This window comes from Myxococcus sp. AS-1-15 (assembly GCF_020037055.1).
Lineage (GTDB): Bacteria > Myxococcota > Myxococcia > Myxococcales > Myxococcaceae > Myxococcus > Myxococcus fulvus.
Window position 1 is genome coordinate 84,201 of sequence record NZ_JAIQDF010000012.1, and the last position, 14,143, is coordinate 98,343.

Sequence of the window (14,143 nt, forward strand, 5' to 3'; positions counted from 1 at the left end):
GACTACTCCGACCAGGTCGTCACTCGCACCATGCGCACGAAGCGGCGGTCCGTGCTCACCGCGGCGATGTAGTAGCCCGCCGTGTCGCCAGGACCGCCACCGCCGCAGTACGTCCGGCAGTACCAGCTCGCGGAGTAGCGCCGGTTGCTGTTGCGGGAGCTCTGCGTGATGAACGCCAGCGCGCCATCCACCTCGTCGGAGTTGGGCAGGCCGTTGTCCGTCTGAGACGTCAGCTCGGCGAGCAGCTCCTGGACGGTGATGGGTTGGAAGTTACGCGGATACCCATAGCGGAAGGCCGCGCCGGCCTTGTAGTTGAGCGTGGCCTGGTTGGCGACGCCCTGGCCACTGGGGATGTAGCCCTCCATGATCTCCGTGGAGACCGTCAGCGGACCGGTGGCGCCGAAGTAATCCGCCGGGGTCTGCGGGAGGACGTCGAGCCACAGCGGCGCATGTGTGGTCGCGCCGTCGTTCAGCTCGTGGACGTCGATGAGGTACTTCATCGCGGTGGCCGTCACGCCCACGTTGAAGGGCTGGTCGGCGATGCGGTCGGCCAGGTAGATGCGCTCGGCCGCGTCGACCTTGCTGTCATCCTGGAAGAACCGGCTGACGGCGCCGCGCATCTCGGTGCGGATGACGGTGACACCTCCCGGGCTCGTGGCGAGACGGGCGGCGGCGATGTCCGCCTCGAAGAGGGCAATCGTGGTGGTGCTGTCCGCGAACGCGGGAGCGGCGGCCAGCAGCGCGGCACCACCCAGCAGCGACTTCAGTGACGAAGAGAACACGCGTTGCTCCTCTCGCGGACGCTCACGTCCACGATGCAAGGGGACGACGCGCGCGTATTCAACACGCACACGGGGAGTGTGACTCCGATGGACCCACGCGGGAGGCAGCGTCCCTCCCGCGTGTCTCTCCGTGGCGCAGGTGCGCCGATGGAGAACTAGTCGGACCAGGTCGTCACGCGCACCATGCGCACGAAGTTGCGCTCCGTGCTCACCGCGGCGATGAAGAAGCCGCCCGCGTCGCCGGGGCCGCCACCGCCGCAGTACGTCTGGCAGGACCAGCCCGTGGTGTAGAGCCGGTTGCTGTTGCGGGAGACCTGCGTGATGAACGCCAGCGCGCCGTCCACCTCATCGGAGTTGGGCGTGCCGTTGATGACCTGCTCCTTCAGCATGGCGAGCAGCTCCTGGACGGTGATGGGCTTGAAGTACGACACGTCCTGGAGGCCCCAGGCCGCGTTGGCCTTGTAGGTGAGCGTCCGCTGGTTGGCGACGCCCATCCCGGCGGGGATGTTGCCCTCCTTGATGTCCGTGGAGGTGGTGAGGGGCCCGGTGGCGCCGAAGTAGTCGGCCGGCGTCTGCGGGAGGACGTCGAGCCACAGCGGCGAGTACCAAGTCAGGCCGTCATTCAGCTCGTGGGTGTCGATGAGGTACTTCATCGCGGTGGCCGTCACGCCCTGCTTGAACGTCAGGTCGGCGATGCGGTCGGCCAGGTACGCACGCTCGACGGCGTCGACCTTGCTGTCGTCGTGGAGGAAACGGTCGACGGCACCGCGCATCTCGGAGCGGATGACGGTGGTGCCACCCGGGCTCGTGGCGAGGCGGGCGGCGGCGATGTCGGCCGCGAACGCGGGAATCGTCGTGGTGCTGTCAGCGAGGGCAGGGGTGGCGGCCAGGACGACACCACCCAACAGGGACTTCATCGAAGAAGAGAGCATACGTTGCACCTCTCGTGAGCGAGCGCGCCCACGATGAATGGGGGACAGCGCGTACGCACTTAGCACCCGCGACTGACACGTCTCGCGATGTGCTCAGCGTGTGCCTGTTTCCACGGGAGGGCTCTCGTCTCGAGGCTGTGGGGCGCTGTTTTCGTGTGACACATCCGTGACGAAACGCGCCTGGAGATGACGGATGGGAATCAGCAGCGCGAGGAACGCGACGGACAGTCCGGCGCCGAGCAGGAACACGGGGCCATAGCCCAACGCGAGCCCGTGCAGGGGGTCCGCCAACCAGCCCGCGAGAGGCGCGGCGGGGGCCTTGCCCCAGACCTCGATGCTGGCCATCAGCGTGTAGTGCGACGCGCCGATGCGCCGGTCCACGCGCGACATCATGAACGCGAACATCACGGTGGTGAGCGCGCCGCCGACGAGCTCCTCCGAGAGCGTCACGCCGATGACGCCCGCGTCGCTGACGCCGTGGGTGGCCAGCCACCAGCGCCCCATGAGCGGGAGCACGCGCAGCGACGCGGCGAGCGACAGGGCTCCGAGGATGGGCATGCGCGTGGCGAGCACGCCACCTGTCACGGAGCCGAGGATGGACGCGGCGTTGCCCCACGTCCCCACCCACTGGCCTATCTGCCAGGCGGGGATGCCCGCGTCGACGAGGAAGGGCTTGTAGAGCACGTCCGCCATCGTCTCGCCGAACTTGTACGTGCCGATGAAGAGCAGCACCCAGCCGATGCCCGGCTGACGCACCGTCGTGAGGAACACCGCGAACCACTGTCGCCAGCTCTCGGTCTTCGGCGCGGTGGGCTCGGCGTCGCGCTCACGCGGCGGCGCCTCGCGAGACAGGAGCGTCACCCCGAGCGCGATGGCGCACAGCAGGGCCATGCCGTGGAACAGGCCCGGCCAGCCCAGGTACTTGCTGGCCCAGACGAGCAGCCCGCCGCCGGTGAGCATCCCCAGCTTGTAGCCCACGACCTGTACGGTGTTGCCCAGGCCCAGCTCCTCGGGGCGCAGCAGGTCCACCGCGAGCCCGTCCACGGCGATGTCCTGGGTCGCGGCGAAGAGGTTCATCACCAGGATGAGCCCGAGCAGCACCTTCAGCGAGCCGCCTTCCGACACGAGCATTCCCGCCGCCACGCACGTGAGCGTCAGGCCCGCCTGCATGGGGAGGATCCACGACTTGCGTCGTCCGATGCGCGCCGAGGAGTAGCGGTCCACCAGCGGCGCCCAGAGCACCTTGAGTCCCCAGGGCAGCGCGAGCACCCCCGCGAAGCCCAGCGCGGTGAGCGACACCCCCTGCCCGCGCAGATAGACGGGCAGCGCGGTGGCCTGGAAGCCGAAGGGCAGTCCCTGCACGAAGTAGAGGACGCCGAGCAGTGCGAGCCGGGAGGCGGGGAGTCTCATGGACACCGCCGAGCATAGGGCCTCCTGAAACGCGCCGCGCGGGCTCGCTTGGGCGCCTGGCGTGCGCGCGGGGGCCCCGCCTCAATCGCTGGACGGTCTCCTGGAAACCCGGCACCCGCCCCGGCTCGCCGGGTCGTCCCGGAACCCGGCGCCGAGCCGCCCGCCTCGCGCTGAGTGCCAACAACCACGTGTCTCGTTTTCTCGGGACCCGGGGTGTTTGACAGGTTAGGGCCTCCATAGAATCGTGACGCGCCTCCCATCAGCACACTGGGATTCCACCTCAGAGGGGGCAGTCATGGGTTTGCCCGAGAGAAGAGCCATCGCGCAGTACAAGCAGAACGTCTTCCCGAAGTGGCAGCAGACGCTGAACGAACTCGTTGGCGCGCCCGTCGAAATCGAGGTCGAGTGGGACACGCTCGGCGCCGAGGGCCTGGCGCACCTCTTCGAGAAGGGCATCGACGCCATCTACTTCGAGCCGCTGGTGCTGGCGCTCCAGGACATCGGCGTGGATGACTTCTCCAAGCAGGCCATCCGGGACGGCTTCAAGAAGTACTTCATCAGCGGCATCGAGCCGGACGACCGCATCTTCTACCGCTTCGAGAACAAGACGCTGTCGTACCGGCACAACTTCAGCAACATCGAGAACTACACGCACGAGCGCCGTCAGCGCATCGTGAACCTGCTGGAGAAGGCCCTCTAGGCCGTCTTCGTCTGGGATTGCCTTCCGGAGTCGCCGCGGAAAAGCGCGCTCCGGAAGGTGGCCGTCTGTCTTCAGCGGCTGTGCTTGAGCACCATCGCCTCCAGCCGCGTGAGGGCCTTCTCCAGGACCTCCATCGACGGGCCGAAGGACAGGCGCACGTAGCTGCGGAAGCGCGAGGGGCGCGCGCGGCGCTTGCCGGGGTTCACGTCGAAGAACTCACCGGGCACGGTGATGATCTTCTCCTCCAGCGCGGCACGGAAGAAGCCCATGCCGTCGTTGAGCGGCGCGGGCAGGCCGGACACGTTGCCCCAGACATAGAACGTCCCGTCCGGCGCGCGGTCCGTGCGGATGCCCAGCCGCTCCAGGCGCGAGTGGAACCTGTCTCGCTTCTCCCGGAACGTGTTGTGGATGGCCATCGTCTCCGCGACGACCGGCTCCTCCTGGAGGAGCGGAATCGCGGCGCGCTGCAGGGGCCGGCTGCCACCGCCGTCCAGGAAGCTGCCCGCGCTGGAGACGGCTTCAATCACCTGCTTGGGCCCCACCGTCCACGTCATGCGCCAGCCCGGGTAGCGCCAGTTCTTGGTGAAGCCGTCGAACAGGACGATGGGGTCCCGGTTCACGTCCTCCACGTAGCGTGCGGCGCTCTCCACCGGCAGGTGCCCGGGGCGGCCCGTCCAGACGTAGTGCGAGTAGAACTCGTCGATGAGCAGCGTGCACTCCAGCTCGCGCGCCACGCCCACCCACCGGGCCAGCTCGTCCCCCTGCACCAGCTTGCCGGTGGGGTTGCACGGGTTGGAGAAGAGCAGGGCGGACAGGCCGCGCCCCTGCACCTCGCGCCGCAGGTCCTCGTGCGTGAAGGCGTAGCCGCGCTCGCCCTCCAGCAGGATGGGGATGGCGGTGAAGGCCTTGAAGACGTCCAGCAGCTCTTCGTACGCCGTGTAGTCCGGCAGGAAGTGGCCCAGGTTGATGGAACCCAGGCTCGCCGCCGCCCGCGTCAGCGCCGCGCGCCCGCCGCCCGAAAGACAGACGTTCTCCGCGCTGTACTGGCCGGGCATGCCCTTGCGGTAGAGGCGGTTGTAGAGGCCGGCGATGGCCTCCCTCACGTCCCACAGCCCCGCGACGGGCGCGTACTCCATGTCCGCCACGTCGATGTTCACCGAGCCCAGCCGCGCGGGGGCCCCGGGCAAATCCCCCGTCTCCGGCTGCCCCTGGCCCAGGTTGCACCAGTCCGGGTCGCTGGAACGGTAGCCTCGGCGCGTGGCCTCGGCGGTGACGTAGATGACGCCCGTGCGCGGCACGGAGCGGAAGGCGGGAATCGTGACGTCGTCGCTCACGGCGCCACACCCTAGCGGAAAACCGGCGCCGCGCGCGTGGCCCGGCGCTACCGGACGATGGGCACCGTCACCGGCGAGTGGTCATCCACCGTCAGCTCCACCTTGCCCACCCGCCACAGCACCGGCTTGAAGCTCGCCTCCACGTGGTGGCCATCCGCCGTCTCCAGGACAGCCATGCCTTCCTTGGGCAGATACTCACCCACCTCGTAATGCAGGGTGGTGAGGGTGAGCTTGTCCACGCCGTCGGGGCCGCTCAGCTCGCCCGTGCCGTCGAGCAGCAGCGACGAGCCGCCCAGAAGCGGCATGCCCGGACGCTTCGTCACCTTCGCGTCCATCCGCAGGGTGTGGCCCTCGCGCCCGGGGATGTCGCCCTCGGCCTTCACCCAGACGCTCGTCAAATCGCCACAGGTGCCGTAGCCCACCTCGGCGGGCAGCACCACGCCCTCCACGCGCAGCTGGCGCAGGTCCGCCTCCACCTCCATCCGGTCCTCGCCGCCGCGGTACTTGAAGAACACGCGCCCGGAGAGGCCCAGGCCGTGGACCTGACAGTCGGGGCCGCTGAACGTCACCACCACGCCGTCCGTCACCGCGTCGAGCGACTCCACCGTGGTGGTGGCGCACGCGAGCCGCTGGGACAGGTCCACCGTGGCGACGTCGAGGAAGCCGCGGCGCGGCTCGCCGCACGTGTACACCGGCATCAGCCCCAGCACCTCGAGCGCCCCGCGCGTCAGGTGCCCCACCGCGGCGGCGCGCTCCACCTTCGCCTTCGCGGATTGGACCAGCTCCTCCGGAGGCTCACCACCACAGCCGGACAGCAGGGCGACGACGACGGACAAAGAGAGGAGGCTTCGCATGGCGCTGCTCCAAGGTATCCCATCCGCGCCTTCGCGGGCGGGGTGCACCCTGGGAGAGCAACCGCTGTGCCTGGAGGCAACCTCGCGGAAGGACAGGGGAAAGCCGAATCCTCCCCCCGCGAGGGGCGTGAAGCGCGGTGCACACTCCGGGCACACGCGCCGCACGTGACAGGGCTGTCTCAGCTCTCCAGCGACGCGCGCAGGAACCAGGCGTGCTTCTCGAACTCCACGATGATGCCGGTGGCCAGGTCCTCGGAGTCCGCGTCGTCCACCTCGACGAACAGCTTGCGGCTCTCACGCAGGCCGTCCAGGTATACCTCGATGCGCTCGGCCAGGAGCTTCACGTGCTCCAAATCCTTGGTGGTCTCCTGCGGGTACTCCGGCAGGCGGCTCGCCTTGCCCACGTGGCGGGTGGTGCCGTAGGCCTTGCCACCGAGCGTCACCGCGCGCTCCGCGATGGAGTCGTTGTGATTGGCCAGGCTCACCGCGAAGGTCTCGAACAGCGGGTGCAGCGCCGCGAACTGCGGGCCCTTGATGTTCCAGTGGGCCACCTTGATCTGCGAATGCAGGTCCAGGCCGTCCGCCAGTCGGGCGTTGAGGGATTCGACGACGGAGGCGCGGGTCTTCTCGGGAAGGGGGCTGGGGCTGCGGTACATGATGGCTTTCCTTTCGTGCTCGTTCGTTCTGGACGCCCGTTGGATGCGCGGCGCCGGAAAAGGAAGCGCCCCCCGGTGTCTCCACCGGAGGGCGCCTCTCATCACGTCAGTGACTCGCGGCTGGGAGCCTTACGACTCCAGACCCACCGCCGCGGCGTGGATGACCGACGCGACGCGGACCGCGTCGTGCACCTGGTCCTCCGACAGGCCGCCCTCGAGGACGACCTTCTCGTGGGACTGCATGCACATCTCGCAGCCGTTGATGGCACTCACCGCGAGGCAGACCAGCTCGAAGTCCACCTTGTTGGTCAGCACCTGCGCCAGCCTGTTCATCCGCAAACCGGCCCGCTTGGTCGAGTAGGACTCCTTCCCGATCATGTGCCGGAAGCGGTAGTAGACGTTGTTCATCGCCATCAGCGAGGCGGCGGCGCGCGCATCCTCGATGACGGGCTCGGCGTTCGTGAGTGCCTTCCGCGCCTCGTTCAACATCGCCTCCTTCAGCCGCTCATTCCGAGCGGCGAAGGCGCACGCGACGGCCACGCCCCAGCGCTGCTCCGGGGTGAGGCTGCCGCCTTCCAGGACGGCCTGGAGGTTGAGGCGGGTGTCCTTGTGGGCGTCCGTGAGTTCCGCGCGGACGACTTCGAGTGAGGCCATGATGCTTTACCCCGCCTTCGCCAGCTTCTGGGTGAGGGTCTCCTCGCCCTTGCTCCAGTTGCAGGGGCACAGCTCGTCCGTCTGGAGCGCGTCCAGCGTGCGCACGGTCTCGGAGACGTTGCGGCCCACGGACAGGTCGTTCACCGTCACGTGGCGGATGATGCCCTCGGGGTCCGCGATGAACGTCGCGCGCAGCGCCACGCCCTCCTCCTTGTGGAGGATGCCCAGCGCGTTGCACAGCTCGTGCTTCAGGTCCGCCAGCATCGGGAAGGGCAGGTTCTTCAGGTCCGGGTGGTGCGTGCGCCACGCGTGGTGCACGAACTCGCTGTCGGTGCTCAGGCCCAGCACCTGCGCGTCACGGTCCTGGAAGTCCTTGTTCTTCTTGCCGAACTCCGCGATCTCCGTGGGGCAGATGAACGTGAAGTCCTTCGGCCAGGCAAACAGCACCAGCCACTTGCCCTTGTACGTCTCGTTCGTGATCTCCTGGAACTCCTTGCCCTTCTCCAGGCTCACGGTGGCCTTGACCTTGAAGCTCGGGATCTTGTCGCCAACGGTCAGCATGTCGTTACTGCTCCTTGGGTTTGAGGGGCCGGGGATGGCCCCTGGGAAGGTGTCTTCTTGCGCACTGCTACAGCAGTCTTCGTGCCAGCCCATCCACTGCAATGATTCCGGGGACTTGGCTTCCATCCCCTGCGAGTCACTGCCGCCGGGGCGGTGAATAACGAAATGTCGGTGGCACTCGCCACTGCAATTTCGGTGGATGAACAGCCGGGCCGGTGGAGTGCCCTCCATCACGACTGGAGAGCCGGCGGAAAATACGAGAACTCTCGCGAGGTTGCACGCGGTACAGGCGGGCAGACGCCCGATTGATGGGCCGCCAACTGAAAAGGCCCGGGCCCCGACATGTGGGTGCCCGGGCCGGTGACAGGGCCTTCGTTCCTCAGTGCGAGGGCGTGGCGACAACGCGTGCGTCGGGGGCGGGCAGCCTGGCCTCGCCGCGCAGCTTCTGCACCAGCACGTAGAGGCCGGGGATGAACACGAGATTCACCACCGTGGAGACGAGCATGCCGCCGAACACGGCCGTCCCCAGCGAGTTGCGCGAGCCCGCGCCCGCGCCCGACGCGGTCATCATGGGCACCACGCCGAGCAGGAAGGCGGTGGACGTCATGAGGATGGGGCGCAGGCGGACCTCGGCGGCCTCCACCACGGCGTCGGTGAGGCTCCGGCCCTGGGCGCGCAGCTGCTCGGCGAACTCGACGATGAGGATGGCGTTCTTGCTGGCGAGCCCCACGAGCATCACCAGCCCCAGCTGGCAGAACACGTCGTTGGCCTGGCCGCGCAAGAGCTGCAGGCCGAGCGCGCCGAGGATGGCGAGCGGCACCGAGAGGATGATGACGAGGGGCAGGCTGAAGCTCTCGTACTGGGCGGCGAGGACCAGGAAGACGAAGAGCAGGCCCAGGCCGAAGATGAGCAGGGATTGGCCGCCGCTCTCTTTCTGCTCCAGGCTGATGCCTGTCCATTCGGCGCTCATGCCCTGGGGCAGGTGCCGGGCGGCGAGCTCCTCCATGGCCTCCATGGCCTGGCCCGAGGAGACGCCGGGCGCGGCCTGGCCGCTCAGCTCCACGGCGCGGAACAGGTTGTGGTGGCGGATGAGCTGCGCGGAGATGGTGGGCTGGACCTTCACCAGGGACTCGAGCGGAATCATGTCGCCGGTGTCGCTGCGCACGTAGAAGGCGGCGATGTCCGCGGGGCTGTCGCGGAACTGCTGCTCGGCCTGCACGTAGACGCGGTACGCGCGGTTCGCGTAGTTGAAGTCGTTGATGTACTGGCTGCCCATGTAGACCTGGAGCGTGCTGAAGATCTGGTCGATGGGCACGCCCACGGCCTTGGCGAGCTGGCGGTCCACCTCCACGTCGAGCAGCGGCGTGTCCGCGTTGAAGCCGGTGAAGACGCCGCGCAGCCGGCCGTCCTCGTTGCCCTGGGCCATGAGCTGCCGCGCGGCGGAGGCGAGCTGGTCCAGGGAGCTTACGCCCGCGGTGTCCTCGACGACGAACTGGAAGCCGCCCACGGCACCGACGCCCCGGATGGCGGGCGGCTGGAAGGGCACCACGCGCGCGCCGCCGATGCGGCTCAAGGGGGCGCGCAGCCGCTCGACGAGCGCGGCCACGCTCTGGTCCTTTCCGGTCCGCTCGTCCCAGGGCTTCAGGGGGACGAAGATGTTGGCCAGGTTGGAGCCGGTGCCCTGCGGGGACATGCCGCCGTTGGCGAAGAGGGCGCGCACCTCCGGCTGGGCGAGCAGCACCTGCTCCACCTCGGCCATGACCTTCTGCGTCTGGGAGAGGGACGTGCCCTCGGGGCCCTGCACGGTGACCAGCAGGTAGCCCTGGTCCTCGTCGGGGATGAAGCCCGTGGGCGTGACGACGACCAGCGCGGCCGTGGCGACGACGCACAGGAGGAAGGCGCCGAGCACGAGGGCCGGATGCGTCAGGAGCCGGCTCAGTCCTCGGCCGTACAGGTGGCGTGTCCGGTCGAGCACGCGGTCCACCTGACGGAAGAAGACCCACTTGTCCCCGGTGTGGTGGGACAGCATGCGCGCGGCGAGCGCGGGGGTGAGGGTGAGGGCGCAGAAGGTGGAGAGGGCCACGGACGCGGCGATGGTGAGCGCGAACTGGCGGTAGATGGCGCCGGTGGTGCCGGGGAAGAGGGCCACCGGGAGGAACACCGCCACCAGCACGATGGAGATGGCGATGACGGCGCCGGACACCTCCTTCATGCCCTCGCGCGCGGCTTCGGCGGCGGTCAGCTTCCGCTCCAGCATCAGCCGCTCGATGTTCTCGATGACGACGATGGCGTCGTCCACGACGAGGCCCGTGGCCAGGGTGAGGCCGAAGAGGGTGAGCGTGTTGATGGAGAAGTCGAGCAGCTTCACGAAGGCGAAGGTGCCCACGAGCGACACGGGGAGGGTGAGCGCGGTGATGAGGACGCTGCGCCAGCCGTGGAGGAACAGGAAGATGACCAGGACGACCAGGACGATGGCCTCCACCAGCGTGCGGACCACCTCGCGCAGGGTGGCGCGCACCGCGAGCGTGGTGTCGGTGCCCGTCTGGTACTCCATGCCCGGAGGGAACTGGGCGGACAGGCGTTGCAGCTCGGCGAGGACGGCGTCACGCACCTCGAGCGCGTTGGCGGTGGGGAGCTGGAAGGTGGCGATGCCCACGGCCTGCTTGCCGCTGAAGCGCAAGAGGGTGCCGTAGTTCTCCGCGCCCAGCTCCACGCGGGCCACGTCCTTCATGCGCACGGCCCTGCCGCTTTCGTCCCGCATGAGGACGATGTCGCCGAACTCCTCCGGCTCGATGAGGCGGCCGCGGGCGCGCACCGCGAGCTGGTAGGGCTGGTCCTCCTCGGACGGGGGTTGGCCCACCTGTCCCGCGGCCACCTGGAGGTTCTGCTCCTGGAGGGCGCGCGTCACGTCCAGGGGCGTGAGCTTGCGGCGGGCGAGCTCGGTGGGGTCCAGCCACACGCGCATGGAGAACTTGCGCTCGCCGAAGATGCGCACGTCGCCCACGCCGCGCACGCGCTTGATGGCGTCCTTGAGATTCACATCCGCGTAGTTGGAGAGGAACTTCGCGTCGTAGCGGTCATCCGGGCTGTAGAGCGCGACGGAGAGGAGGATCTGGCTGGAGGCCTTGTTGACCACGATGCCCGTCTGGTTCACCTGGGCGGGCAGTCGCGCGGCGGCGCGGCTGACGCGGTTCTGCACGTCCACGGCGGCGACCTCGATGTCGCGCGTGGCCTCGAAGGTGATGGTGACGTTGCTGGTGCCGTCGTTGCCGCTGGTGGAGGAGATGTAGCGCATGCCCTCCACCCCGTTGAGCTCCTGCTCCAGGGGGATGGTGACGGCGCTCTCCACCACCTCGGCGCTGGCGCCCACGTAGGTGGCGGACACGGTGACCTGGGGCGGCGCCAGGTCCGGGTACTGCGCGACGGGCAGGGTGGGGATGGCGATGAGGCCCACCAGCGTCAGCAGGATGGAGCAGACGATGGCGAAGACGGGTCGGCGGATGAAGAAGTCGATGAACATGTCAGCGTCCGTTCATCCGCGCGGCGGTGTGCAGCGAGGCCTTCACCTTCACGGGCGCGCCGTCGCGCAGGGCCTGCAGGAACGAGACGGCCACGCGCTCGCCTGTCTCCAGGCCCTGCTCCACGACGTAGCTGCGCTCGCCGAGCGCGCCGAGGGTGATGGGCCGACGCTCCACCACGGTGGCGCCGTCCTTCTCGCGCACCACGAGGGCGAAGGGCTGGCCGCTCTGACGCACCACCGCGAGCGCGGGAATCTGGAGCGCGTCGCGCACGGAATAGACGAGGCGCGCTCGCACCAGCTCACTGGGGCGCAGGCCCTGGGTGTTCTGGAACGCGGCCTTCACCTCGACCAGCTGGGTGCGAGGGTCGGCCTGGGGCGCGACGAAGAAGAGGGGGCTGGTGAGCAGCACGGCGCCCTTCGCGTCGAGCACCTCCATCACCGTGTCGGGCTTCAGCGAGCGGGCGCGATGAGATGGCACGGACACGCTCACCTCGAGGATTTCGGCCTGGGCGACGCGGGTGAGCGGGGTGGAGGCGGTGACGAAGTCGCCTTCACGGGCGAGCACGTCGTCGACGGTGCCGGCGAAGGGCGCGCGGATGACGTGGAACTGGAGCTGCACCTGGCGCTGGGCGACCTGGGCCGAGGCCGCGCGCTCGGTGGCCTGGGCGGCCTCGACGCGGGCCTGGGTGCTCTCCAGTTCCTGCGCGCTGGCGAGCCCCTCCTGACGCAGCGCCTGGGTGCGGGTCAGCGTGCGGCGAGCCAGCTCCAGTTCGACCCTCGCGGAGCTGAGCTGCGCCTGCGCACCGTCGAGCGCGGCGGTCTCCACGCGGGAGTCGACCTCGAGGAGCGGTGCACCTGACTCCACGTGCTGGCCCGGGCGCACGTGGATGCGGCGCACGTAGCCGTCCACCCGGGGGAGCACCGTGACGCTCTGTCGCGACAGCAGGCTGCCCAGGTACTCCCCTGTGTCGCGCACTTCGCGAGGGGCCACGGTGACCACGTCGATTTCCCGAGGCTCGGGCGCGGCTGGGGCCGCCGTCTTCCCCGAGCACCCCAACACCACCAACAACGCCACACTCCACAGCCGCTTCATCCGAGTCTCCAGGGGCGCACCAGCCGCTTCATCCGTCGCATCGGGCCTCCGTCATGCGGTCGTCCAGGTGAGCCCGGACGAGCCGTCCACAGCCGCTTCATCCCTGTCTCCAGGGGTGCATCGGGGGGATTCATCCGTTGCAGCGGGCCTCCGTGAGGAAGGCATCCAGGTGGGCTTGGACGCGCTGTCCGCGGACGCGTCATCCCTGTCTCCAGGGGGCGCATCGGGGAATTCATCCGTTGCATCGAGCCTCCGTGAGGAATGCGTCCAGGTGGGCCTGGACGCGCTGGAACTCACGCAGCACCAGGTTCAGCTCGGCCTCTCGCAGGGCCGCGCCGCTCTGCACCAGTTCGAGGCTGCTGCCCCGTCCCACCTCGAACGCGCGGCGGGTGAGTTGGTCGGTGCGCTCGGCGAGGTCGCGTGACTCCACCGCTGTCTTCACCAGGGACTCGGCCACCTCCACGCTCCGGCGTGCGCGTGTCACCTCCACCGAGACATCTCGGCGGGCGTCCTCCAGTTGGGCCTCGGCCTGCTTCTCCAGGCCCGCGCGCTCGCGCACGAGTCCTTCTCGCAGGCCACCCTCCCAGAGTGGCAGGGAGAGCACGGCGGAGACGCTCCACGTCGCGAAGCGGCCGAAGCCCGGCTCCGTGGTGAGGCCGAGGAGCGTGCTGCTGACACCGAGGGTGGGGAGATATCCCGCGACCGCTTGTCTCCGACTGTCACGAGCCGCGGCCACCTGCGTCCGCGCCGCCACGAGGTCCGCCCGGGCGTCCAGGTTCTCCAGCGCGACGCAGTCCCGCCGGGTGTCATCCACCAGCCCGTGCAGGTCGAAGGACGGGTCGACGCCTATCGACTCTCCGAAGCCGAGCGCGAGTCCCAGCGCCTCACGCGTCCGTCGCAGTTGCTCGTCCCCCGCGACGAGCGCGCCGCGCGCCACCGCCACGTCCTGCTGGACGCGCACCACGTCCAGTTGGTTGCCCGCGCCCAGCTCGAAGGCGCGCTGCGTGAGGGCGGCGCGCTCCAGGGCGCGCAGCAGGCCGACACGGTTCATCTCGGCCGCGCGTTCGGCGGCGACCGTGGCCACGAGGGCCTGCGCGAGCCCGAGGACGAGGCGACGGCGGAGGTCCTGGAGCGTGGCCACCGCGCCGGCCTCGGCTTCTCGCGCGGAGGACAGGCCTCGCCACGCGCCCGGGCCGACGAGCGACTGGGTCAGCGTGGTCGTGAGCGTGAGCGCGGGCTGGGTGGCGGTGCGGTCGTCCCCTGCCGCCCCGGGAAGAACACCTGGGGCCAGGGAGGGATTGAGGAGGTCCTGGGCCACCGCCACCTGGGTGCGTGCCTGGGGCAGCAGCGCCGAGAGCGCCTGTCGCCAGCGGCCGCTCGCGCGCTCCACGCCCGCTTCGGCGCCGCGCAAATCCGTGGACCGTTCCCGGACGAGCGCGAGCGCCTCACCCCAGCTCCTCACGAGCCGGGGTGCGGGAGGGACGGGGCTGAGCATCGCGTCCTCGACCTTGAGCGGAGGCAGCGGCTCGGCGTGTGTCGGAACGGCGACGAGGACGAGGGCGAGCGCCAGTCGACGAACGCCCCGTGAGTGGTGACTCACGATGGCGTGCCGCCCACGGCCGTCTGGGGGGCGCCGTCATCCTCGGT

General features: G+C 69.3%; 12 protein-coding genes. 1 reads left to right on the forward strand and 11 read right to left on the reverse strand.

Annotated features, from left to right (window positions below; genetic code table 11):
* Nucleotides 1–2 precede the first annotated feature (2 nt).
* From K8625_RS28810 to K8625_RS28820, 3 genes are all read right to left on the reverse strand, one after another.
* The gene (locus K8625_RS28810) at nucleotides 3–782 is read right to left on the reverse strand and encodes a hypothetical protein (protein WP_223784493.1); all 780 of its coding nucleotides are present in this window, start codon (nucleotides 780–782) and stop codon (nucleotides 3–5) included.
* Nucleotides 783–937: 155 nt separating this feature from the next.
* The gene (locus tag K8625_RS28815) at nucleotides 938–1,714 is read right to left on the reverse strand and encodes a hypothetical protein (protein ID WP_223747835.1); all 777 of its coding nucleotides are present in this window, start codon (nucleotides 1,712–1,714) and stop codon (nucleotides 938–940) included.
* Between the two features lie 93 nt (nucleotides 1,715–1,807).
* Nucleotides 1,808–3,124: an MFS transporter gene (locus K8625_RS28820; protein ID WP_223784494.1), complete on the reverse strand. Its 1,317-nt coding sequence runs from the start codon at nucleotides 3,122–3,124 to the stop codon at nucleotides 1,808–1,810.
* A 295-nt stretch (nucleotides 3,125–3,419) separates the two neighbouring features.
* Here K8625_RS28820 and K8625_RS28825 point away from each other — a divergent pair, with 295 nt between their 5' ends.
* The gene (locus tag K8625_RS28825; protein WP_223784495.1) at nucleotides 3,420–3,824 is read left to right on the forward strand and encodes a hypothetical protein; all 405 of its coding nucleotides are present in this window, start codon (nucleotides 3,420–3,422) and stop codon (nucleotides 3,822–3,824) included.
* A 71-nt stretch (nucleotides 3,825–3,895) separates the two neighbouring features.
* On the opposite strand, the gene K8625_RS28830 is transcribed toward K8625_RS28825, so the two are convergent.
* From K8625_RS28830 to K8625_RS28865, 8 genes are all read right to left on the reverse strand, one after another.
* The gene (locus tag K8625_RS28830; protein WP_223747838.1) at nucleotides 3,896–5,158 is read right to left on the reverse strand and encodes a pyridoxal phosphate-dependent aminotransferase; all 1,263 of its coding nucleotides are present in this window, start codon (nucleotides 5,156–5,158) and stop codon (nucleotides 3,896–3,898) included.
* Between the two features lie 47 nt (nucleotides 5,159–5,205).
* Entirely contained in the window at nucleotides 5,206–6,012 is an 807-nt protein-coding gene (locus K8625_RS28835; protein WP_223747839.1) for a hypothetical protein, read from the reverse strand.
* A 179-nt stretch (nucleotides 6,013–6,191) separates the two neighbouring features.
* Nucleotides 6,192–6,668 (reverse strand): DNA starvation/stationary phase protection protein Dps, encoded by a 477-nt coding sequence (dps, locus tag K8625_RS28840; RefSeq protein ID WP_046711706.1) that lies wholly within the window; start codon nucleotides 6,666–6,668, stop codon nucleotides 6,192–6,194.
* A gap of 129 nt (nucleotides 6,669–6,797) precedes the next feature.
* Entirely contained in the window at nucleotides 6,798–7,322 is a 525-nt protein-coding gene (locus tag K8625_RS28845; protein WP_223747840.1) for a carboxymuconolactone decarboxylase family protein, read from the reverse strand.
* 6 nt (nucleotides 7,323–7,328) lie between these two features.
* Nucleotides 7,329–7,883: a peroxiredoxin gene (locus K8625_RS28850; RefSeq protein ID WP_141324803.1), complete on the reverse strand. Its 555-nt coding sequence runs from the start codon at nucleotides 7,881–7,883 to the stop codon at nucleotides 7,329–7,331.
* Between the two features lie 379 nt (nucleotides 7,884–8,262).
* Nucleotides 8,263–11,403, reverse strand: a complete 3,141-nt coding sequence (locus tag K8625_RS28855; RefSeq protein WP_223784496.1) for an efflux RND transporter permease subunit — start codon at nucleotides 11,401–11,403, stop codon at nucleotides 8,263–8,265.
* Nucleotide 11,404: 1 nt separating this feature from the next.
* Nucleotides 11,405–12,496, reverse strand: coding sequence for an efflux RND transporter periplasmic adaptor subunit (locus tag K8625_RS28860; RefSeq protein ID WP_223784497.1), 1,092 nt, complete (start codon nucleotides 12,494–12,496; stop codon nucleotides 11,405–11,407).
* A 232-nt stretch (nucleotides 12,497–12,728) separates the two neighbouring features.
* Nucleotides 12,729–14,096, reverse strand: a complete 1,368-nt coding sequence (locus K8625_RS28865) for a TolC family protein (RefSeq protein ID WP_223784498.1) — start codon at nucleotides 14,094–14,096, stop codon at nucleotides 12,729–12,731.
* Nucleotides 14,097–14,143 lie beyond the last annotated feature (47 nt).